This is a genomic window from Olleya sp. UBA1516 (assembly GCF_002323495.1).
Lineage (GTDB): Bacteria > Bacteroidota > Bacteroidia > Flavobacteriales > Flavobacteriaceae > Olleya.
Map to the genome: position 1 here is coordinate 23,345 of NZ_DCQO01000001.1, position 19,326 is coordinate 42,670.

The 19,326-nt window shown below is 32.3% G+C and carries 15 protein-coding genes; 8 read left to right on the forward strand and 7 right to left on the reverse strand.

The genetic code is table 11. The features are described from left to right. Positions 1 to 25: 25 nt before the first annotated feature. The 6 genes from porV (at position 26) to B2989_RS00115 (ending at position 6,269) form a co-directional block, all read left to right on the forward strand. Complete coding sequence (gene porV / locus B2989_RS00090) at positions 26 to 1,225, forward strand: type IX secretion system outer membrane channel protein PorV (RefSeq protein ID WP_292942320.1); 1,200 nt, start codon at positions 26 to 28, stop codon at positions 1,223 to 1,225. An 80-nt stretch (positions 1,226 to 1,305) separates the two neighbouring features. Then, positions 1,306 to 1,788 carry a cytidine deaminase gene (gene cdd, locus B2989_RS00095; RefSeq protein ID WP_145001047.1) on the forward strand — a complete coding sequence of 161 codons (483 nt, stop codon included), beginning with the start codon at positions 1,306 to 1,308 and terminating at the stop codon, positions 1,786 to 1,788. 98 nt (positions 1,789 to 1,886) lie between these two features. Then, positions 1,887 to 2,888, forward strand: a complete 1,002-nt coding sequence (pdhA, locus tag B2989_RS00100) for a pyruvate dehydrogenase (acetyl-transferring) E1 component subunit alpha (RefSeq protein WP_292942325.1) — start codon at positions 1,887 to 1,889, stop codon at positions 2,886 to 2,888. A gap of 3 nt (positions 2,889 to 2,891) precedes the next feature. Continuing rightward, positions 2,892 to 4,535 carry a pyruvate dehydrogenase complex dihydrolipoamide acetyltransferase gene (locus B2989_RS00105; protein ID WP_292942328.1) on the forward strand — a complete coding sequence of 548 codons (1,644 nt, stop codon included), beginning with the start codon at positions 2,892 to 2,894 and terminating at the stop codon, positions 4,533 to 4,535. Positions 4,536 to 4,630: 95 nt separating this feature from the next. Beyond that, positions 4,631 to 5,593: a M28 family peptidase gene (locus tag B2989_RS00110; RefSeq protein ID WP_292942331.1), complete on the forward strand. Its 963-nt coding sequence runs from the start codon at positions 4,631 to 4,633 to the stop codon at positions 5,591 to 5,593. Then, complete coding sequence (locus B2989_RS00115) at positions 5,583 to 6,269, forward strand: SDR family NAD(P)-dependent oxidoreductase (RefSeq protein WP_292942334.1); 687 nt, start codon at positions 5,583 to 5,585, stop codon at positions 6,267 to 6,269. The genes B2989_RS00110 and B2989_RS00115 overlap by 11 nt, the downstream gene beginning before the upstream one ends. A 71-nt stretch (positions 6,270 to 6,340) precedes the next feature. On the opposite strand, the gene B2989_RS00120 is transcribed toward B2989_RS00115, so the two are convergent. Further along, positions 6,341 to 6,778: a hypothetical protein gene (locus B2989_RS00120; protein WP_292942337.1), complete on the reverse strand. Its 438-nt coding sequence runs from the start codon at positions 6,776 to 6,778 to the stop codon at positions 6,341 to 6,343. A 241-nt stretch (positions 6,779 to 7,019) separates the two neighbouring features. After that, positions 7,020 to 7,514 carry a hypothetical protein gene (locus tag B2989_RS00125; RefSeq protein WP_292942340.1) on the reverse strand — a complete coding sequence of 165 codons (495 nt, stop codon included), beginning with the start codon at positions 7,512 to 7,514 and terminating at the stop codon, positions 7,020 to 7,022. An 83-nt stretch (positions 7,515 to 7,597) separates the two neighbouring features. Here B2989_RS00125 and ctlX point away from each other — a divergent pair, with 83 nt between their 5' ends. Then, positions 7,598 to 8,530: a citrulline utilization hydrolase CtlX gene (gene ctlX / locus B2989_RS00130; RefSeq protein WP_292942343.1), complete on the forward strand. Its 933-nt coding sequence runs from the start codon at positions 7,598 to 7,600 to the stop codon at positions 8,528 to 8,530. On the opposite strand, the gene B2989_RS00135 is transcribed toward ctlX, so the two are convergent. Further along, positions 8,463 to 10,595, reverse strand: coding sequence for a tetratricopeptide repeat-containing sensor histidine kinase (locus tag B2989_RS00135; RefSeq protein ID WP_292942346.1), 2,133 nt, complete (start codon positions 10,593 to 10,595; stop codon positions 8,463 to 8,465). The two genes, ctlX and B2989_RS00135, sit on opposite strands and share 68 nt — an antisense overlap. 356 nt (positions 10,596 to 10,951) lie before the next feature. On the opposite strand from B2989_RS00135, the gene argS reads away from it, so the two are divergent. After that, positions 10,952 to 12,736, forward strand: a complete 1,785-nt coding sequence (argS, locus tag B2989_RS00140) for an arginine--tRNA ligase (protein ID WP_292942349.1) — start codon at positions 10,952 to 10,954, stop codon at positions 12,734 to 12,736. Between the two features lie 132 nt (positions 12,737 to 12,868). Here argS and B2989_RS00145 read toward each other — a convergent pair whose 3' ends face one another. The 4 genes from B2989_RS00145 to B2989_RS00160 all read right to left on the reverse strand — a co-directional run bounded on the left by B2989_RS00145 (position 12,869) and on the right by B2989_RS00160 (position 19,293). Then, entirely contained in the window at positions 12,869 to 14,725 is a 1,857-nt protein-coding gene (locus B2989_RS00145; RefSeq protein WP_292942352.1) for an ATP-dependent nuclease, read from the reverse strand. Positions 14,726 to 14,847: 122 nt separating this feature from the next. Then, on the reverse strand, positions 14,848 to 15,777 hold the full coding sequence (locus B2989_RS00150) for a hypothetical protein (RefSeq protein WP_292942355.1): 930 nt from the start codon (positions 15,775 to 15,777) through the stop codon (positions 14,848 to 14,850). Between the two features lie 77 nt (positions 15,778 to 15,854). After that, positions 15,855 to 18,422: a TonB-dependent receptor plug domain-containing protein gene (locus B2989_RS00155; protein ID WP_348661717.1), complete on the reverse strand. Its 2,568-nt coding sequence runs from the start codon at positions 18,420 to 18,422 to the stop codon at positions 15,855 to 15,857. Next, complete coding sequence (locus B2989_RS00160; RefSeq protein ID WP_292942358.1) at positions 18,382 to 19,293, reverse strand: FecR family protein; 912 nt, start codon at positions 19,291 to 19,293, stop codon at positions 18,382 to 18,384. The genes B2989_RS00155 and B2989_RS00160 overlap by 41 nt, the downstream gene beginning before the upstream one ends. Between the last annotated feature and the right edge of the window lie 33 nt (positions 19,294 to 19,326).

The following is a 19,326-nucleotide window of genomic DNA, read 5'->3' on the forward strand; positions in this document are numbered from 1 at the left end:
TATATTTGTTAACTAAAATTGATTCATGAAAAATAAAATTTTAATAGCGATAGCTTTCTTTTTATCTCTTAAGGGTATTTCGCAAACGACTATTACTAACCCAAACGATACTAGAGTAATTACTACAGGAGTACCGTTTTTATTAATAGCTCCAGATGCTAGAGCAGCAGCAATGGGTGATATGGGTGTTGCAACCTCTCCAGACGCATTCTCTCAGCAATGGAATTCTGCAAAATATGTGTTTTCAGAAACAAAATCTGGTGTTGCTATAAGTTATACACCGTATTTAAGTAAGTTAGTAAACGATATCTTTTTAGGTAACGTAACTTATTTTAATAGACTAAATGATAATAGTGCTTTTGCAGCTAGTTTTAAATATTTCTCTTTAGGTGATATCGAGTTTGTTCAAGACGAGTTTTCTGAAGCGTTGGTACAAAGACCAAACGAGTTTACAGTAGATGTATCTTATGCCTTACGATTAAGTGATCAATTCGGGATGTCTGTAGCTATGCGTTACTTGCAATCTGATCTAAAACTTAATATTGGAGATAATGATACTAAAGCAGCAAGTACTTTTGGTGTGGATATTTCAGGATATTATCAAAGTGAAGAGCAAGCCTATAACGATTTTAATGGTCGTTGGAGAGGTGGATTTGCTATCCAGAATTTAGGTCCAAAATTTAAGTATGATGAAGCTGGTCAAGATAATTTCCAACCAACTAATTTAAGATTAGGAGCAGGTTTTGATTTTATATTAGATCAATACAATACTGTTGGTGTAACTGCAGAGTTTTCTAAGTTATTAGTGCCAACACCTCCTCTTTTAGGTTTTGATGATACTAATGAAGATGGTGTTCAGAATGCGGATGAGCCTACTTATATAGTATCTGGTGAAGATCCAGACGTACCATTTTTATCTGGTGTATTTCAATCATTTGGGGATGCTCCAGGAGGTTTTAAAGAAGAATTACAAGAATTTACCTATGCCTTAGGTGCAGAGTATACTTATCAAGATTCATTTGCATTTAGAGCAGGATATTTTAATGAGCACGAAACAAAAGGTGCACGTAAGTTTTTTGCATTAGGAGCAGGATTTAAATATAATGTTATAAATGTAGATTTATCATATTTATTCTCAGCCTCTCAAGTACAAAGCCCACTGGAAAGTACACTACGTTTTTCTTTAACCTTTAATTTAGGTGCAGGAACGTATGATGAGTATTAATTAGTAATAAATAAAACAACTTAAAAACTATTGTGAAAACAATAGTTTTTTTGTCTAAAATAGTTGCGTATATTTAAATTATGAAGGAAGTAAAAATTGAAACAACATTACAGGTATTTGATAATATTAGTGACGTCGCAGAAGATGTACAGTCATTAATGAGTAAAGCTTCAGAAGCTAGAAACAATGCCTATGCACCTTACTCAAAGTTTAGTGTAGGAGCAGCCTTATTACTAGATAACGGAGAAATTGTTACCGGAAGTAATCAAGAAAACGCCTCTTATCCATCAGGATTATGTGCAGAGCGTACAGCTATTTATTATGCTGGTGCAAAATACCCAAAAGCAAAATTTGTAAAAATGGCTATAATAGCTGGATCTCAAGTGCATCCAACGCTAACACCAATTCCACCATGTGGAGCTTGTAGACAGGCAATTGCAGAATACGAGGTAAAACAAGATATTCCAATCGAGCTGTTTTTTATGGGAGAAACAGGTAAAGTAGTACGCTCAAATTCATTAGCAAACCTACTTCCGCTTATTTTTGATAAATCAGCACTGTAACTATATCGTTTTCGTAACAAAAATAACTATTTTCAGTTTTTTCATTAATAACTAAAGTGTTACTTTTGTTATTCGTTAAAAAAATACAAACGTCACCAATGCAAAAAGTAACAAAAGAAACGTATATAAAATGGTATGAAGACATGCTGTTTTGGAGAAAGTTTGAAGACAAGCTTGCAGCAGTCTACATTCAACAAAAAGTTAGAGGTTTTCTACACTTGTATAATGGGCAAGAAGCTGTGTTAGCAGGAGCTTTACATGCAATGGATTTAACCAAAGATAAAATGATAACTGCTTACCGTAACCACGTACAGCCAATTGGTATGGGTGTGGACCCTAAGCGTGTTATGGCAGAATTATTTGGTAAAGCAACTGGAACCTCTCAAGGTTTAGGTGGTTCTATGCATATATTTTCTAAAGAACACCGTTTTTATGGAGGTCATGGTATTGTTGGAGGACAAATTCCTTTAGGAGCAGGTATTGCTTTTGGAGACAAATATCATGGTGTTGATGGTGTAACCATATGTTGTTTTGGTGATGGTGCAGCTAGACAAGGGTCTTTGCATGAGTCTTTTAACTTAGCAATGTTATGGAAGTTGCCAGTAGTTTTTGTTTGTGAAAACAACGGTTACGCAATGGGTACATCTGTAGAGCGTACAGCTAACCATACAGATATCTGGAAATTAGGTTTAGGTTATGAAATGCCTTGTGGACCTGTTGACGGAATGAATCCAATCAAAGTAGCAGAAGCATTTGACGAAGCTATACAACGTGCACGTCGTGGTGATGGACCAACATTTTTAGAGGTTAAAACGTATCGTTATAGAGGTCACTCTATGTCTGATGCACAACACTACAGAACAAAAGACGAAGTAGAAGAATACAAAAAATTAGATCCTATAACTCAGGTTAAACAAATCATACTTGATAATGATTATGCTACAGAAGCAGATATCAAAGTAATTGATAAGCGTGTTAAACAACAGGTTGCTGAGTGTGAGAAATTTGCAGAAGAGTCTCCATATCCAGAAAAAAATGTGATGTACGACGCTGTTTATGATCAAGAAGATTATCCATTTATAGACCATAAAATAAAATAAGCTATGGCAGAAATTATAAACATGCCACGTTTAAGTGACACCATGGAAGAAGGGACTGTCGCTGCTTGGTTAAAAAAGGTAGGAGATAAAATAGAAGAAGGAGATATTTTAGCAGAAATCGAAACCGATAAGGCAACGATGGAGTTTGAGTCTTTTCATGAAGGTGTTTTATTACACATTGGTGTACAGGAAGGCGAAACAACTAAAGTTGATCAACTTTTAGCTATTATTGGTGAAGAAGGTGAAGATATCTCTGAGTTGCTAAACGGTAGTAAAGAAGCGTCTTCTTCAGAAACGACTGACGACAAATCTGAAGAGAGTACAGAAGATAGTGTAACTGATGAAGATCAATCTAGCTCAGGTACACAAGACATTCCAGAAGGTGTAACAGTAGTTACAATGCCAAGGTTAAGTGATACCATGGAAGAAGGTACTGTAGCAACATGGTTAAAAAAAGTAGGTGATGTAGTAGAAGAAGGAGATATCCTTGCAGAAATTGAAACCGATAAAGCTACTATGGAGTTTGAATCGTTCCAGTCTGGTACATTATTATATATCGGATTAGAAGAAGGTGACTCTGCTAAAGTAGATGCATTATTAGCAATTATTGGACCTGAAGGGACTGATGTTTCTGGTATAGCTAAAAACTTTAAAGTTTCAGGTAGTGATACTAAAACAGACGATAAGCCAAAAGAAGCACCTAAAAAGGATGCGCCTAAGCAAGAGACTAAACAAGAGACTAAACCAGCAGCAACTGCTCAAGCAGAAATATCTAACACGTCTACAGGTCGTATATTTGTATCGCCTTTAGCTAAAAAAATGGCTGAAGAAAAAGGGATTACTTTATCTCTTGTAAAAGGATCTGGAGAAAATGGACGTATTGTTAAACGCGATATCGAAAACTTTACACCAGCTGCAGCAGCACAATCATCTGCACCAGTTGCTAAATTTGTTGCTTCAGGTCAAGAAGATTTTGATGAGAAACCAAACTCTCAAATGCGTAAAGCAATTGCTAAAAACTTAGCTAAATCTAAGTTTTCTGCACCACATTACTATTTAAATGTAGAGTTTGATATGGATAATGCTATGGCGTTTAGAGCTCAGTATAATTCAATTCCAGATGTTAAAATCTCTTTTAATGATATGATTGTTAAAGCATGTGCTTTAGCATTACGTCAACATCCACAAGTCAACTCACAATGGTTTGACGATAAAATGAGATTAAATAATCACGTTCATATCGGAGTAGCAGTAGCTGTTGAAGATGGATTGTTAGTACCAGTTGTTAAGTTCGCAAATGAGCAATCTTTACCACAAATTGGAGCAGCAGTTAAAGATTTTGCAGGACGTGCTAGAAATAAAAAACTATCATTAGACGAGATGGAAGGTAGTACTTTTACTATTTCTAATTTAGGGATGTTTGGTATAGAGAGTTTTACGTCTATCATCAATCAACCTAACTCTGCAATACTTTCAGTAGGAGCAATAGTTCAAAAACCAGTAGTAAAAAATGGTCAAGTGGTACCAGGAAATACTATGAAGTTAACGTTGGCTTGTGATCACAGAACTGTAGATGGAGCAACAGGAGCACAATTCTTACAAACATTAAAAGGGTATATTGAAAATCCAGTAACGATGTTAGTATAAGGTTTTGCAATAGCAAAAATTTAAATTATATAAAATCCCATTTCAATATATTTGATTTGGGATTTTTTTATCTTTAAACTCAAATCAAACTAAATATGAAAAAAATATTATTAGTATGCGCATTGGCTGTAATGGTTAATGCTTGTAAAACAAAAGTTGATACGACCACTTTAGATCCAAAAGATTATACCGTTACGACCCAAGAAATTGAAGATATTGTAACTTTTTTGGCATCTGACGATCTAAAAGGAAGAAATACAGGAACAGAAGGTATTGGTGAAGCAGCAAACTATGTTGAGTTTAAGTTTAATGCTTATGGTATTAAGCCATTTTTTGATACCTATCGTGACAATTTTAAAGTAGATGATTTGGACGCTTACAATGTGGTTGGCTATTTAGAAGGTAATGATACTACATTAAAAAATGAATTTATTGTAATTGGTGCACATTATGACCATATAGGTCAAAGTAAAACGGTTGCAAATGACAGTATAGCTAATGGAGCTAATGATAATGCAGCTGGAACTAGTGGTGTTTTAGCCTTAGCAAAATATTTTGGTGCTAAAAAGACTAATAAAAGAAGTTTGCTTTTTGTAACTTTTTCTGCGGAAGAAAAAGGGTTGTTAGGTTCTGCGCATTTAGCAAAACGATTAAAACAAGATAATTTTAATATGTACACAATGATTAATCTTGAAATGATTGGTGTGCCTTTTAAAGACAGAGATTACATCGCATTTGTTACAGGTTTTGATAAGTCTAATATAGCACATAAAATTAATGAATATTCTGGTGCTAAAGTAGTGGGTTATTCAGAGGTTGCTGCCAAATATAATCTATTTAGACAGTCAGATAATTATGCTTTTTACAAAGAGTTCAACTTACCATGCCATACGATCTCTTCATGTGATTTATCTAATTACGACTATTATCACCACGTAGATGATGAAGCAGATAAGTTAGATTACAACCATATGGTACAATTAATTAATAGTATTATTCCAGGTATTGAAAAAATGAGTAATACACCAACAAAAGAAATTACATTAAATGAAAATTAAAAATATAATTATAACAGGAACAAGTCGTGGTATTGGGTTTGAATTAGTGCACATTTTTGCTAATCAAGGTCATAACGTTTTAGCGTTGTCTAGAAATGCACAACCTGTAAATAACCTTCATTTTGATAATATAACTTCCTTTTCGTTTGATTTAGGTAATACTGAAGATTATAAAAAAGTGAATGCTTTTATCAATGATAATTGGAAACAAGTAGATATTTTAATCAATAATGCAGGAGCTGTTTTAAATAAACCTTTTGCAGAAACAAGCATGCACGAATTTGAAAACATCTATAAAACAAACGTGTTTGGTGTTGCCGAAATGACAAGGACTGTTTTACCTTATATGAATAAAGATAGTCATGTTGTTACAGTTAGCTCAATGGGAGGCGTACAGGGTAGCATGAAGTTTGCAGGACTGTCTGCTTATAGCTCAAGTAAAGGTGCTGTTATTACGCTTACTGAGCTGTTAGCTGAGGAGTATAAAGAAACTGGACCTTCATTTAACGTGTTGGCGTTAGGCTCTGTGCAGACTGAAATGTTAGAAGAAGCATTTCCAGGTTATCAAGCACCAACTACAGCAAAGCAAATGGCAGATTATATGGCTAATTTTGCATTGACTGGACATAAATTATACAACGGTAAACTATTACAGGTTTCCAACTCCACACCATAAAAAAACTACACCATATAAAAATGGCTGACTTAATTAAAAGTCAGCCATTTTTTTTAAATATAATACTTGTATTACACACGTTCTAATGCAGCATAGGCTTCAGCACTTGAAAACTTATCTTCAGAAAAGACATTGTATTCTAAAACCTTAATGACTTGCATTAATTGATTAAAATCTTTCTTTTTATAGACGTCTTTTAAGCTGTCATGAACTTTAAAAAACATCTCTGATTTTTGGTTCTCAGCATTGGTTCCGTAAAAAAATAAGATTTCGTTTTTTTTGGGTTTAAAAAAATTATAATCATCCACAATGCTAGCGGTTTCATTATAATATATTTTTATATAGACTTTTTCATTGTCAATAATATGGTCTAGATTTAAATCTTTTGGTTGTAATCTATATCTAGTGACTTGCAGATAGTCGGTAGAATTTGCTGTTTCAACGTTGTTTTGCTGAGCTTGTAATGTACTTAGGGAAAGCACAAACAAGAGAATAAGGGAAAATCTCATAGTTGCTATTAATCAGTTAGGTGTAAAGGGAATGCTATTAATATACTACTAAGAAAAGATATTTTTAATTATAAAACAAATTTTTCTATTGTTTAATCGTATATTTTTAACATTTAATCTAAATTATTAATAGTCTTTGGTTGGTTTATGTTGGATATCGATGTTTTTATCCTTTTATTAAATCCTTATTATCAGGGATTAATTATTAAACGTATCGCTATAAAAACTAATTATTAAGTGATTATAATTTTAATGTAGTTTCAATATTGGTCTTATATGTTTTAGTATAACGTTCTCCAAATGTATCAATTACAATAGCAGCAGCTAGATGGATCATTAAAGCTGTAAATATGCCAAAATAGATGGGTTTAAGGTTAATCTTAGATAACACAATAGCTAAGGTTATAAATGTTATGGCATAAATTAATTTAAGGATAAAAAAGGCTTTCAGGTTTTTATCCACAACTATTTTGTCAGTCTTTAAATAGTTGTCTTTATTACTTTCAAATTGTTCTATTTTTTTATTTACGTTATTTTGATTGTTTACTAAAAAGTAGCCAGTTATAAATAATCCAGCTTCTATTAATCCAATGATTAACATGGTAATCGCAAAGACTTTAAATTGTGGTTTGTTAACGTAAAAAATTATACCAGTAGTAATAGATAATAAGCCTATAATTCCTGCGCTTAAGCCAAGTAAACGCTCACTTTGTAAATATTGTTGTACAAATTCCATAAGGTGATTTTTAAGATTTCAATTTACTTATTTTTTAAATGCTTTTCTTTTTAAATTAATTTACTTTTGTGAAAAATTTTAATATGCATCAAACAACAAATACAATATTAATGATTCGTCCTGTAAATTTTAGGATGAATGAGCAAACAGCAGTAAATAACTATTTTCAAGAGGATTTAGATCTTAAAAATGTCGAAATAAATAAAAAAGCTCAAGACGAGTTTGATGCTTATGTAGACAAACTTAGAGCTGTAGGAGTAAATGTAATTGTGATAGATGATAAGGCATCTTTGGATACTCCAGATTCTATTTTTCCAAACAATTGGGTGAGTTTTCATGAAAATGGTGACATCGCTATGTATCCTATGTTTGCTGAAAATAGAAGAAGAGAAAGACGCGAAGATGTGTTTTTAAGATTAGAACAAGAAGGTTTTAAAATTAATAATATTATAGATTACACATCTGCAGAGGACGAAGGGCTATTTTTAGAAGGTACCGGAAGTTTATTGTTAGATCGTGTAAACGAGATTGCTTATTGTGCATTATCACCAAGAGCTGATGAGGATTTATTTATCGAGTTTTGCGAAGATTTTGAATACACACCAGTCGTTTTTACTGCAAATCAAACGGTTGATGGTAAGCGCTTACCAATTTATCATACTAACGTGATGATGTGTTTAGCAGAGACTTTTGCTGTCATATGTTTAGACACTATTGATGATAAAAAAGAACGCAAAAATGTGGTGAGTAACTTAGAGAAAAACAACAAAAAAGTTATTAAAATTACTGAAGCACAAATGCACCAATTTGCTGGTAACATGTTGCAAGTTAAAGGTAAGGATGATAAACTTTATTTAGTGATGAGCCAAGCTGCTCATGACAGTTTAACGCCAACTCAAATACAATTAATTGAAGCACATTGTCCAATATTATCAAGTAGTTTAGAAACTATTGAGACTTGTGGAGGTGGTAGCGCTCGCTGTATGATGGCTGAGGTGTTTCTACCAAAGGTGTAGTTTCAGTATCACTTAAATTATCAATTCTACTTTTAGGGAGTTCTATATAAAAAGTGCTCCCTATATTTAGTTCGCTTTCTACCCAAATTTTACCATTGTTTAAGTCTACTAACTCTCGGCATATAGTTAGTCCCAATCCAGTACCTTTTTCTTTGTTGGTACCTCTAGTGGTAAATGTATTGTTGCCAAAAAGTTTGCTTTGGTTTTCTTTAGTAATACCAACACCTGTATCTTCAATGCTAATAATAGACTTACCATTACTAATTTGATTGGTAATTGTAATAAGGTCGCCTCTGTTGCAAAACTTAACAGCATTAGCTAATAGGTTTTGTATTACAATTTCTATCATGCTTCGATCTGCATAAACAAAATCGCGTAACGTTTTATCAATTAGTTTGACACCTTTAGCATCAAATTTTTGGTCCATAAGTTTTACCTTCTCTGCAAATACTTCTTGAATATCAAATAAGGTTGGTTTTGGCTCTAAAGACTGCATTTGAGACTTAGACCAATTTAATAGATTAAATAGTAGTAGTGATGCGTTATTAGCGTTTTCGCTTAGTTCTGGTAATAAACTATGAAATTCGTCTTGCGTAAGCTGTCCTTCTTTTAATAAATCAATAAACCCTTTAGTAGAGGTTAACGAGTCTTTTAAATCATGAGAGACTATGGAAAACAATTTGTCTTTAACCTTATTAATGTTTTCTAGATGCTTACTTTGCTCTAAAATAGCTTCGTTTTGCAACTCTATTTTTTTATTCTTAGCCTCTAGCTCTCTGGTATATTTTAATCTATTATTTCGTTTTAAATAAAACAGGACAAAAAAGGTTAAGACCACAGCAAAAGCAGCTAGTAGTGCGTAAAAGATTAATTTAAATTTGTCATATTTTTTCTTGCTAACAACCGTATCATTAGTGGTAACAGGTAAAATAATATTATCCACTTCAGCAGTAGTACCATCTAAGGTTTCTATTTTTATAATTGCCGATTTTTTATTGTTTTCAGCATCTATTTTTTCCTTTAAACTATAATATTGGCTTTGCCACACATAAGCATTATCAAAGTCACCTTTAATACTGTCTAATGTGTTCATTAATCTATAATTTTTAAGTAATTGCTCATCATTGTTTAATAAGCGACTTAAATTGGAAGCCTCCAATAATTGTTCCTGTGCAGTACTTAAACGGTTTTGTTTTAGGTATAATTCGCCTAAACTATTTAAAGCAATCAACACACCTTCTTGGTTTTCAAAACGTCTGTTTAGGTTAATGGATTCTAATAAATATCTTGCAGACGTTTTATAATCCTTATCCATTAAATATGCATTACCTAAATAAGGTAAAATGTTTGCTCTAGTGGTTTCGTCATTATTGCCAGCATAACCCAAAGCGCTTTCGTAATAACTAATGGCTTGGTTGTAATTTTTATTAGAAGTATAAATATCTCCTAGTTTTTTATTGGTAGCAATAAGTCCTTTAATATTATTAATTTTATTATCGACCTCAATCTTTTTTATGTTGTAGGTAATTGCTTTGTCTAAAACATTGGCATTTTGGTAGGCATTAGCAAGACTTTCATAATTGGTAGATAAATCATTAAAAAGCGATCGTTTTTCTAACTCTTGTATCGCAGACAACGCATAGTTTAAACCAACTTTGTAATTACCATTTTCAATTTCTATAAAGCCAAGATCACTATTTATTTTAGCAACAGTAATGGTGTCTTTAATAGTGGTAAATAACGTTTTAGCGTTTTTAAATTCGCCAACAGCCATTTGGTATTGTCCTTCTTGATGGTGGATTTTAGCTTTGTAGTATGTAATTTCAGCCAATCCTTTTTTGTAGTCTAAGTCTTTAGCTAGTTTTTCACTTTGCTTAATAAACTTTAATGCTTTGCTGTAATCTTCGGTTTTAAAAAGTAATTTAATAATGCTAACCGACGTATCAACTTTAGAGATATCAGGATCCTGATAAGCTAATTGAATAGTCAAGCTTTCCAGCTCTTCTTCTTGCGAAAAGCCAAAAGCTAAATTTAGTAGGCATAAAAGGACAATCAGTCGCTTCATTTAAATATACAGCATTACAACAAATGTAAGATAAATTGCACATAAAAGCAATCTAACAGCAATTAGGGTAATGACTTAATAGTTAGTTTGATTACAGAAGAAACTGGAGGGATTTTTCTTCGAGGGTTAAAAATGATTATTAAAATGCTGATATCATAATTTTTAAGTGGTAATGCCAAAAAATTAGACTAACGGTATTTTTATTATTTTTAGACTTACTTAGCATATATAATAACAATTATGTTAAAGTTGTATTTTACTTTTTTTAATCCAATACTCCAGGCTAATAAGGATAACAAAAAGCCTTAGTTTATGCTCAATAAATGCTATATTTGCCCTTTCAAAAAATATAATCAATGAGCCTTCAAAACATCTTAGAGCAACACGTTAAACAAGCCTTTAAATCCGTTTATAGCGCAGATTTAGAAACTGTAGAATTCCAAGCAACACGTAAAGAATTTGCTGGAGATATCACAGTAGTTGTGTTTCCAATGTTGAGGGTTGTAAAAGGTAATCCTGTGCAAATAGGAGAAGCTATTGGTAACTATTTGGTGGATAATGTCGCAGAAGTAGAAGGGTTTAACGTTGTTAAAGGCTTTTTAAATCTAGAGATTCAGGCATCGTATTTTGTAAATTATTTTAATACTATTAAGGATCAAGACACGTTTGGTTTTGTTAACGCTTCCGCGGAAAATAAAGCCGTAATGGTTGAGTATTCTTCGCCAAATACAAACAAACCATTACACCTTGGTCACATCCGAAACAACTTATTAGGATACAGTGTTGCCGAAATTTTAAAGGCGTCTGGTAAAAAAGTATACAAAACACAAATTATAAACGACAGAGGAATACATATTTGTAAAAGTATGTTAGCTTGGCAGCGTTTTGGTCATGGTGAAACACCAGAATCTACTGGTTTAAAAGGCGATAAATTAGTAGGTAACTACTACGTTAAGTTTGACCAAGAATACAAAAAAGAAATTGCAGCGTTAATAGCTGAAGGTAAAACCGAAGATGACGCCAAAAAAGAAGCACCAATTTTAGTAGCAGCACAACAAATGCTACAACAATGGGAAGCAGGAGATAAGGATGTTGTTGCTTTATGGCAAACCATGAATGGTTGGGTCTATAAAGGTTTTGAGCAGACGTATACTAACTTAGGTGTAGATTTTGATAACTTATATTATGAAAGTCAAACCTACCTTTTAGGTAAAGAGTTTGTTGCCGAAGGTTTAAAATCTGGCGTGTTCTTTAAAAAAGAAGATGGATCTGTTTGGTGTGATTTAACAGCAGATGGATTAGACGAAAAAATTGTATTACGTTCTGACGGAACAGCAGTTTACATGACCCAAGATATTGGGACAGCTATCCAACGTGTTAAGGATTATCCAGATGTTGGTGGTATGGTTTATACTGTTGGTAATGAGCAAGAATATCACTTTCAAGTTCTGTTTTTAATTATTAAAAAACTAGGCTTTGATTGGGCTAAAAATCTGTTTCATTTAAGTTACGGAATGGTAGATTTACCTTCTGGAAAAATGAAAAGTAGAGAAGGTACAGTTGTAGATGCTGACGATTTAATTGTCGAAATGGCTGACACAGCACAAACCATCTCTGAAGATTTAGGTAAGCTAGACGGTTATACAGATCAAGAAAAAGCAGACCTTTATAAAACGATTGGTTTAGGTGCTTTAAAATATTACATTTTAAAAGTAGATCCTAAAAAACGTATTTTATTTGATCCAAAAGAGTCTATCGATTTTCAGGGTAATACAGGACCTTTTATACAATATACGTATGCTAGAATCCAATCTATACTGCGTAAGGCTAATATCACAGAGACTATCACGCTAAGTCCAGACCAAGTGACTTTGGACGACAAGGAGCGTGAGTTAATCAAGCAATTACAATTGTTTCCAGAGGTGATACAGCAAGCAGCAACAAACCATAGTCCTGCGTTAATAGCTAATTATACTTACGACTTGGTAAAAGCCTTTAATAGTTTTTATCAAAATGTATCAATACTTGGTGCAGACACACAAAACGAAATTATATTTAGAGTACAGTTATCTAAAACAGTAGCTAATACTATAAAAAATGCATTTAGCTTATTAGGTGTTGCAGTGCCAGAACGCATGTAAGCTTAATACTTTACTATATAAAAAAAACGCTTTCAATTATTTGAAAGCGTTTTTTTGGTTTAATGAGGTTTGGTTATTGTTATTTGCGTTGAAAGATTTATGTATAATGAGAGTTTCGTTCCTGATTTTTTTTTATTCAATTTCATATATTGTTCTTAATAAATCTTTATTACAATCGATAAAATCTTCTGGGTTTGAAATGTTTTCAATATATGAAGTGAATAATTCTGAAGATAAAGCTTCACTCGTTTTTGAAAGTAAATCTTTGTCTATTGTGGAGAAATGATTTTTAAAGCTTTTGTAGAAGTCAGATATTAAGGCTTTATTAAATAAATAATGATTTTTCCCTATTTCCAAAGCGTTTCCTAAAAAGTCATTAAAATTAACTGTGTTAAGTTCTGGTCTTGATTCGTTTTTCTGACTTTTAAATTTTATTTCGAAATCTTTATAGTATTTTGATGTATGAGTACCGAAGTCTAAAATAATATTAGAAAAGAATTCTTCAATAAAAAAATGTACCCTTAGCTTAGAGACACCATTCAAATTAGATAGAAAGATACAGAGTTTTTCTAAATCTGAAAAAATTGTAGATTCAATACAATATCCATTATGTGTATAAACATTTGAATTATTTCCTAATTTTCTTGAAATTTCAGCATTAAAATCAGTACAGGAATCTTCTGTAGAGAAATCTTTGTCATAAATCACAGCATAACTCTTGTCTTTAAAAAGTTGGCTCAAGAGTCTCTTATTATGATCTATTTTTTTAAACAAAAAATCTTTACCTCTAAGATGATAGAACACGACTTCTTTTTTTGGAAGATTTTCAGGTTCTATTTTAAGATGTTTTTTTAATAGACGATTGATGTATTCTATATCGTCATCTCCTTCTACAAAACAAACTTTATGAGTGTAATTAAGTTTGTCTAGAGCTACAATTATACCTCCTAATTCTTTTTTTATTTTGTCAAAGTTTTTTAGGTCTAATTTTTTTATAGAACCTTCATTTTTACTTTCGTTGTTCAGGTAAAATAATTCATCAGGATTTAGTTCGCTAACAAAAGTATCATTGTGAGATATTACAAATGTTTGGGTGTTATTAATTAGTCTTAATTCTTGAAGAAGTTTTCTTTGTAATTTGGCATGAATATGTGAGTCTGGTTCATCAATGAGTAATATATTCATGGCATTTTCAAGATAATCTATAGTTGAGAAGATTTCTGCTACTTGTAGAAAGCCACTTCCTTGTAAATGGATATCCAAACTTTTAGTACCATTGGATACTTTTAAATCAATATACTCATCTTTATGTGACCTTTTTTCATTATTGCATTGAAAATTAATTGTTTGATTTAAAACTTTTGATATTTGATTTTCTAAGTTTGTGCGATTTATAGATTTTTTTTTGATTATTTTATTTCGTAAAACTTCACCAGATTTGCCTACTGAAATCTTCTTTAGAACTTGACCAGAGTTCATAAAAGGTTCTTTATTTAATATATTTGAAACAGGTTTAGTTTGATAAATAAAAATAGCTTCGTCAAGTTTAATTTGTTGCTGTTTCAAAAACAGCGCAAATTTTTCAAATTCTCTATGATTTACTGTTTTAAATCTCAAATAAGAATTACTAATTGATTTAGGTTTACTTAACTCGAAAGTTAACGCGAATACATTTTCCTTATCCTTTATATTAACAGTTATTCTTGCTTGATTGGGTGCCTCAAAAAACAAATCGGTATCGTTAATTAATCTAATAAATGTTAAATCCCCAAATGGGATATAAGTATTTCCACCATCGGCTTTGTAAAAGTTTGTCTTTTTGGAATTTATTATTCGATTAAAGCAACTTTCCCAAATTAAGAGTGCTTCAAATATTGTACTTTTACCTATATTATTTTCACCTATTACAACATTAAAATTTTGGTTACATTCAAAAGAAAGATTTTTGAATCCTTTAAAGTTTTTAATTTGAATTGATTTTAAATGCATTTGTATCTTTATGAGATTTCTATTAATGGTTCTTTATAAAAAATCCTTTAAGAATTTTCATAAATCGGCAAACGAAGTTAGCTGAAAAATACAAGAAAATCTATACGTACAACTACGTAAATTTAGTCGTTTAAAATCCATGTTACCAAATCCTCCACATCAATGATAGACCAACTATGTGGATGTCTGTCTCCATTGGAGCGGTAACCTTTATTTTGGGTTGGTATGTATTGCACGTTTTTAAACTGTTGTGCTTGTAGTTGTTCGGCTAATTTTTTAATGTAATACGCATTCATTTGATCATAATCTGCCTTTCGGTTGGTTTTCCACCATAGTGTGTCAGGCTCTGTGTATAATCGTATTTTTGTATTCTTTAAATGTTGTACATTTTTTGTGTAGTTACTACTGTAGGTGTACACGCTATTGTTTTGGTAGTGATCCAGATTTTTTTCTGGTGGTCCAAAAGCTTCAGTTAATGTGTTTTGTATCCATGTGCTTTCTTCTACAGATACCTCAGAAAATTGACGCTCTAGATTTTTTTGAGACGCTTTGTATAAGGCTTCTAGGTCAATAGGTGAGTCCACAATAAAGACACCTTTTGGATTAATGTTATACTGTTTTGAGGCTGTTATAAAATTGCTTAGCAGCAGACTTACAACGCCTCCACTGGAAAAACCACCAATATAAATAGCATCTGTTGGTAATTGGTTATCAGTAATAGCGTTTTGTAATAAGGTAGCTAATTGTTGTTTATCTTGTGTGTCTAACCATAGTTTTTGATTGTAGTTAGATAGCAGGACAGCAATGTTGTTTTTTTTAGCGAGTTCCAGAATTTTAAATTCTTTCTTAATGTCCTCTGCTTGTTCCGGAAAACCACCAAAAAGGATGAGTACTGCTTTTGATTTTTTGGTAGGTTTATATAATTGGTAATGGGTTGTTATAATGTCTTGGTAGTCTTTAGGCGTTTCGGTTGGTGACTGTGGTTGGTTGGTGTTGTTCTTGCAAGCGGTTATTGCTAAAAATAGAAAAAGTATTAGGATAGTTTGTTTCATCTTAAAATGGCGTTGCTTATCAATTGTGCATTTAAAAGGGGCTTTTAAAAAGCTTTAATGTTAAGAAAGATAAGCTATTAAAAGCTGTAACGCAAACTAGCGTTTGGTGTTAATCCTAGTGATTTATTATCGATTTGGATGGTTTTATTGTTGTCTTCTGGATCGACTTCAAAATAACGATTAATGGTATTATAGTGGTTGGTTACATTTTTTACACCTGCTCTAAAACTAAGTTTTGAGTCCTTTGTAAAATTAAAGTCATAATTAATAGACGCATCCAATCTAAAAAATGGATCCACATTTTGACTGTTTGGTTGGTCGTAATTAACGTAATAATTATTATTGATTTGGACGGTTGGGTTACTGGCAAGTGGATTGGTATATGGCTGACCAGAATGCCAAACACTACCTACTGAGAGTTGTAAATTTTGTAAAACGGTATAATTAAACCCTAATGACACCGAGTGTCTTATATCCACATTATTTGGAAATACAGATGGTGTAAAACTGTCAAATTGATAGTCGTTAATACTGTACGTGTAACTTAGCCATGTGCTAAAACGGTCTGCTGTTTTGTTAGCTAAAAACTCGACACCTTTAGACGTGTAATCTCCAATTGCGTTTAAATATTGAAAATTATTGTAAAATCCTTGATTTCTGGCAGTAATACCATGCACAACTTTGTAAAAACTAGTCACATCTAAATTAAAATTATGTTGTTTAAAGTCTATACCAAAAGAGGCTTGTTTGCTTTTTGAAATTGGTATGCTTTGGTTGTCTGCAAGTATCCAACGTCTGTTTTCTACACCTAAAAAATCATCCTGAAAATCTACAATTTGCGTGGCAGTTTGATTTTTAAATTCGCCTTCCAATTTTATAGCAAATTGGTTAGATAATTTTTGACGCACATTTAATCTAGGTTCTATTAGTAATTGGTTAAACTTTTGGAAGTAATTGGCACGTGCACCTAGTCTTACGTACGTGTTGTTTTTATGATATTGTACCTCTGTAAAAAAAGCATGGTTTAGCAAGACGTCTTTTTTAGTTTTGGAGTAGGATGGAACAGTGACTGTAGTTTGGTTTAAAATACCAATTTCGTTAAACTGATAGCCATTAATAAAAGATAGATTAGGATTGATTTGGTATTGCGTTTTTAGTTGTAAGTTGGTTTCTGAGACCTCATTAGCTTGTGTTAAACGCTGATTGGTTTGCACACGCAAATCCGAAGCGTCTACGTTGTATTGCGAGTAGCTACCTGACACGTTAGTGCTAAAAGCATGGTTCCATTGTGCATTCCAGTTTGCGCCATAACCTAAATTATCTTGCCTTAAATTACTGCTTTTTGTAGAGGTCGTAGTGTTGCTATCTGTAGTGCTTTCGGTATAATCTAAATTATTATTTATACCAATAATATTGGCTCTAAATTGGTGTTTGTCGTTTAAATCAAAAAGGATTTTTGCAGTATAATCATAAAACACAAAATCGGATTGTGTTGTGCTATTGTCTACATTTGGATTGATGTTAATGTCGCTATCCTGAAAACTTCTTTCAAAATAATTATCATATGTTGGCGTGCTAAATGCATCTGTAATGGAGCGTCGTCCTGAGATATGTAGTGCTAATTTTTTGGATATCGGAATTTCTAAAAAAGCATCTGCACTAATTAAATTAACACCAGCTCCTCCAGAGAAAGTGTTTGTAATTTTATCCTTAGTAAACATATTAATGGTACTAGATACACCATCACTATATTGGCTACTTGTTCCGTTTTTGGTAACCATAACTTTGTTGGTTAAATAAGGATTATAGGCAGATATTAATCCAAAAAAATGTCCAGAATGGTACATTTTAATGCCATCCCAAAGTATTAAGTTTTGGTCATTGGTTCCGCCTCTAACATTTATATTAGCAACACTCTCGTTAACGCTTTCTACGCCAGGAAGTACTTGAATCGATTGTAAAACATCAGGTGCTATCAAGCCTGGTAAAATTCCAAACTGTTCTGTATTTAACAAGATGTTTCCGTCTATTAATTTTTGTAATCCTGTGGTTAAATATTTGGTAATTAAAACCTCGCTTAACATTTGGTTGTCAACTAATAGCGTAATAGGTTTGCAGCTTTGTTTGCTATCAAAAAAGGATGTAGCAGTAACAATGTAATCTTTAAATCCTAGATATGAAATGGTTATTGTCGCTTGAAGCGGAATGTCTTTTAAACTAAATTGACCATTATAATCACTAGTCGTGCCTAAGTAAGTGTTGTTTACAGCAATTGAAGCACCTAAAAGACCTTGGTTTGTTTCTGCAGAAAGCACAGTACCGCAAATAGAAATAGTTTTTTCTAACACTGAAACGGTAATGTAACGGTTGTCTATTGTTTTAAAATTTAAAAGCGTATTAGCATTTAGATAGTCTAATGTACTGTTTAGGTCTAAAGTATTACTAGGTCGTGTAATATTAATGTTAGCCACGTCCTTTACAGCATAACTAAACTTGACATTAAAAGTGGTTTCGATTGTTGTTAAATAGTCAGCCAATGGGATCTGTTGGTTTTGACCAAAACCACTAGAAACTATTAATAGATAAAAACCAACAAGCCAATGTCTAACCTCCATAATTATAAAATGTAACGGTTTGTCCTTCAATTTTAAAACTAATTTTTAAAGGTATGGTTATGGATTGTAAAGCAGTGTTTAAATTATTGTGTGTAAAAGTACCAGAAAACAGTTGGGTTGTGTCTACAGCTGTTGCTTTTATGGTGACGTTATATTGACGTTCTAGCTCTGCAATTACCTCTTGTAATGCTATGTTTGTAAAGCTGCTTTCTGCTTGCATCCAATCGGGTTTTGTGGTCGTGTGGTTTGTTGTAAGTTCAATGCTTCCGTTAGTAACCTTAAAGCCATTGCCTTTAGGTAGTTTTACGGTTTTGTTATTATGTGTAACACTTACTAAGCCTTCGTAGCAAAGCACTTCAAAATAATTGTCACGTTCTTTAACGTTAAATTGTGTACCTAAAACTTGCACTAGTCCAGCAGTAGTGTTAACTGTAAATTTTTGACCTTTTTCTACTTTAAAAAAGGCTTCACCATCTAATTTTAAGTTACGTTGCTTGTCCCAAGTTTTTTTGTTGTAGGACAGTTTAGATTTTGCATTTAGAATCACTTCAGAGTTGTCAGGTAATGTAACCGTTTTGTTTTGCGCTATTTGTGTGCTAAACGATTCTGTATTATTAAAAAACACAAAATAAGAACCTCCAAGCATAACAATTAATAGTGCTGCTATCTTTAAAAATGATTTAAAGTTTAAAGTAATAACCTTAGGTTTTGTTTTTGTTAATTGTCTTTGTTTAAATTGTTGCAACGCTTGTTGGGCATCAACTTTAGGTGCTTCAAGTTGTGAGCTGTAATGCTTTATTTTTTCTAAAGTTTTAAAGTCTTCAGATTTTTTTAAATCATCTAATTCTTCATTAGATAACTCGTTATTAAACCATTGTAATATGTTTTTTTCTTTTTTCATTGTAAACGTCCTTCAATATTAAGACAACTAATG

Excerpts from the sequence above, each read along its gene's own strand:
- B2989_RS00160 (WP_292942358.1), bottom strand. The coding sequence starts at position 19,293 with ATGAAAAAAGAAAAAAACATATTACAATGGTTTAATAACGAGTTATCT.
- pdhA (WP_292942325.1), top strand. The coding sequence starts at position 1,887 with ATGCAAAAAGTAACAAAAGAAACGTATATAAAATGGTATGAAGACATG.
- cdd (WP_145001047.1), top strand. The coding sequence starts at position 1,306 with ATGAAGGAAGTAAAAATTGAAACAACATTACAGGTATTTGATAATATT.
- argS (WP_292942349.1), top strand. The coding sequence starts at position 10,952 with ATGAGCCTTCAAAACATCTTAGAGCAACACGTTAAACAAGCCTTTAAA.
- B2989_RS00115 (WP_292942334.1), top strand. The coding sequence starts at position 5,583 with ATGAAAATTAAAAATATAATTATAACAGGAACAAGTCGTGGTATTGGG.
- ctlX (WP_292942343.1), top strand. The coding sequence starts at position 7,598 with ATGCATCAAACAACAAATACAATATTAATGATTCGTCCTGTAAATTTT.
- B2989_RS00110 (WP_292942331.1), top strand. The coding sequence starts at position 4,631 with ATGAAAAAAATATTATTAGTATGCGCATTGGCTGTAATGGTTAATGCT.
- B2989_RS00120 (WP_292942337.1), bottom strand. The coding sequence starts at position 6,778 with ATGAGATTTTCCCTTATTCTCTTGTTTGTGCTTTCCCTAAGTACATTA.
- B2989_RS00105 (WP_292942328.1), top strand. The coding sequence starts at position 2,892 with ATGGCAGAAATTATAAACATGCCACGTTTAAGTGACACCATGGAAGAA.
- B2989_RS00125 (WP_292942340.1), bottom strand. The coding sequence starts at position 7,514 with ATGGAATTTGTACAACAATATTTACAAAGTGAGCGTTTACTTGGCTTA.
- B2989_RS00145 (WP_292942352.1), bottom strand. The coding sequence starts at position 14,725 with ATGCATTTAAAATCAATTCAAATTAAAAACTTTAAAGGATTCAAAAAT.
- B2989_RS00135 (WP_292942346.1), bottom strand. The coding sequence starts at position 10,595 with ATGAAGCGACTGATTGTCCTTTTATGCCTACTAAATTTAGCTTTTGGC.
- porV (WP_292942320.1), top strand. The coding sequence starts at position 26 with ATGAAAAATAAAATTTTAATAGCGATAGCTTTCTTTTTATCTCTTAAG.
- B2989_RS00150 (WP_292942355.1), bottom strand. The coding sequence starts at position 15,777 with ATGAAACAAACTATCCTAATACTTTTTCTATTTTTAGCAATAACCGCT.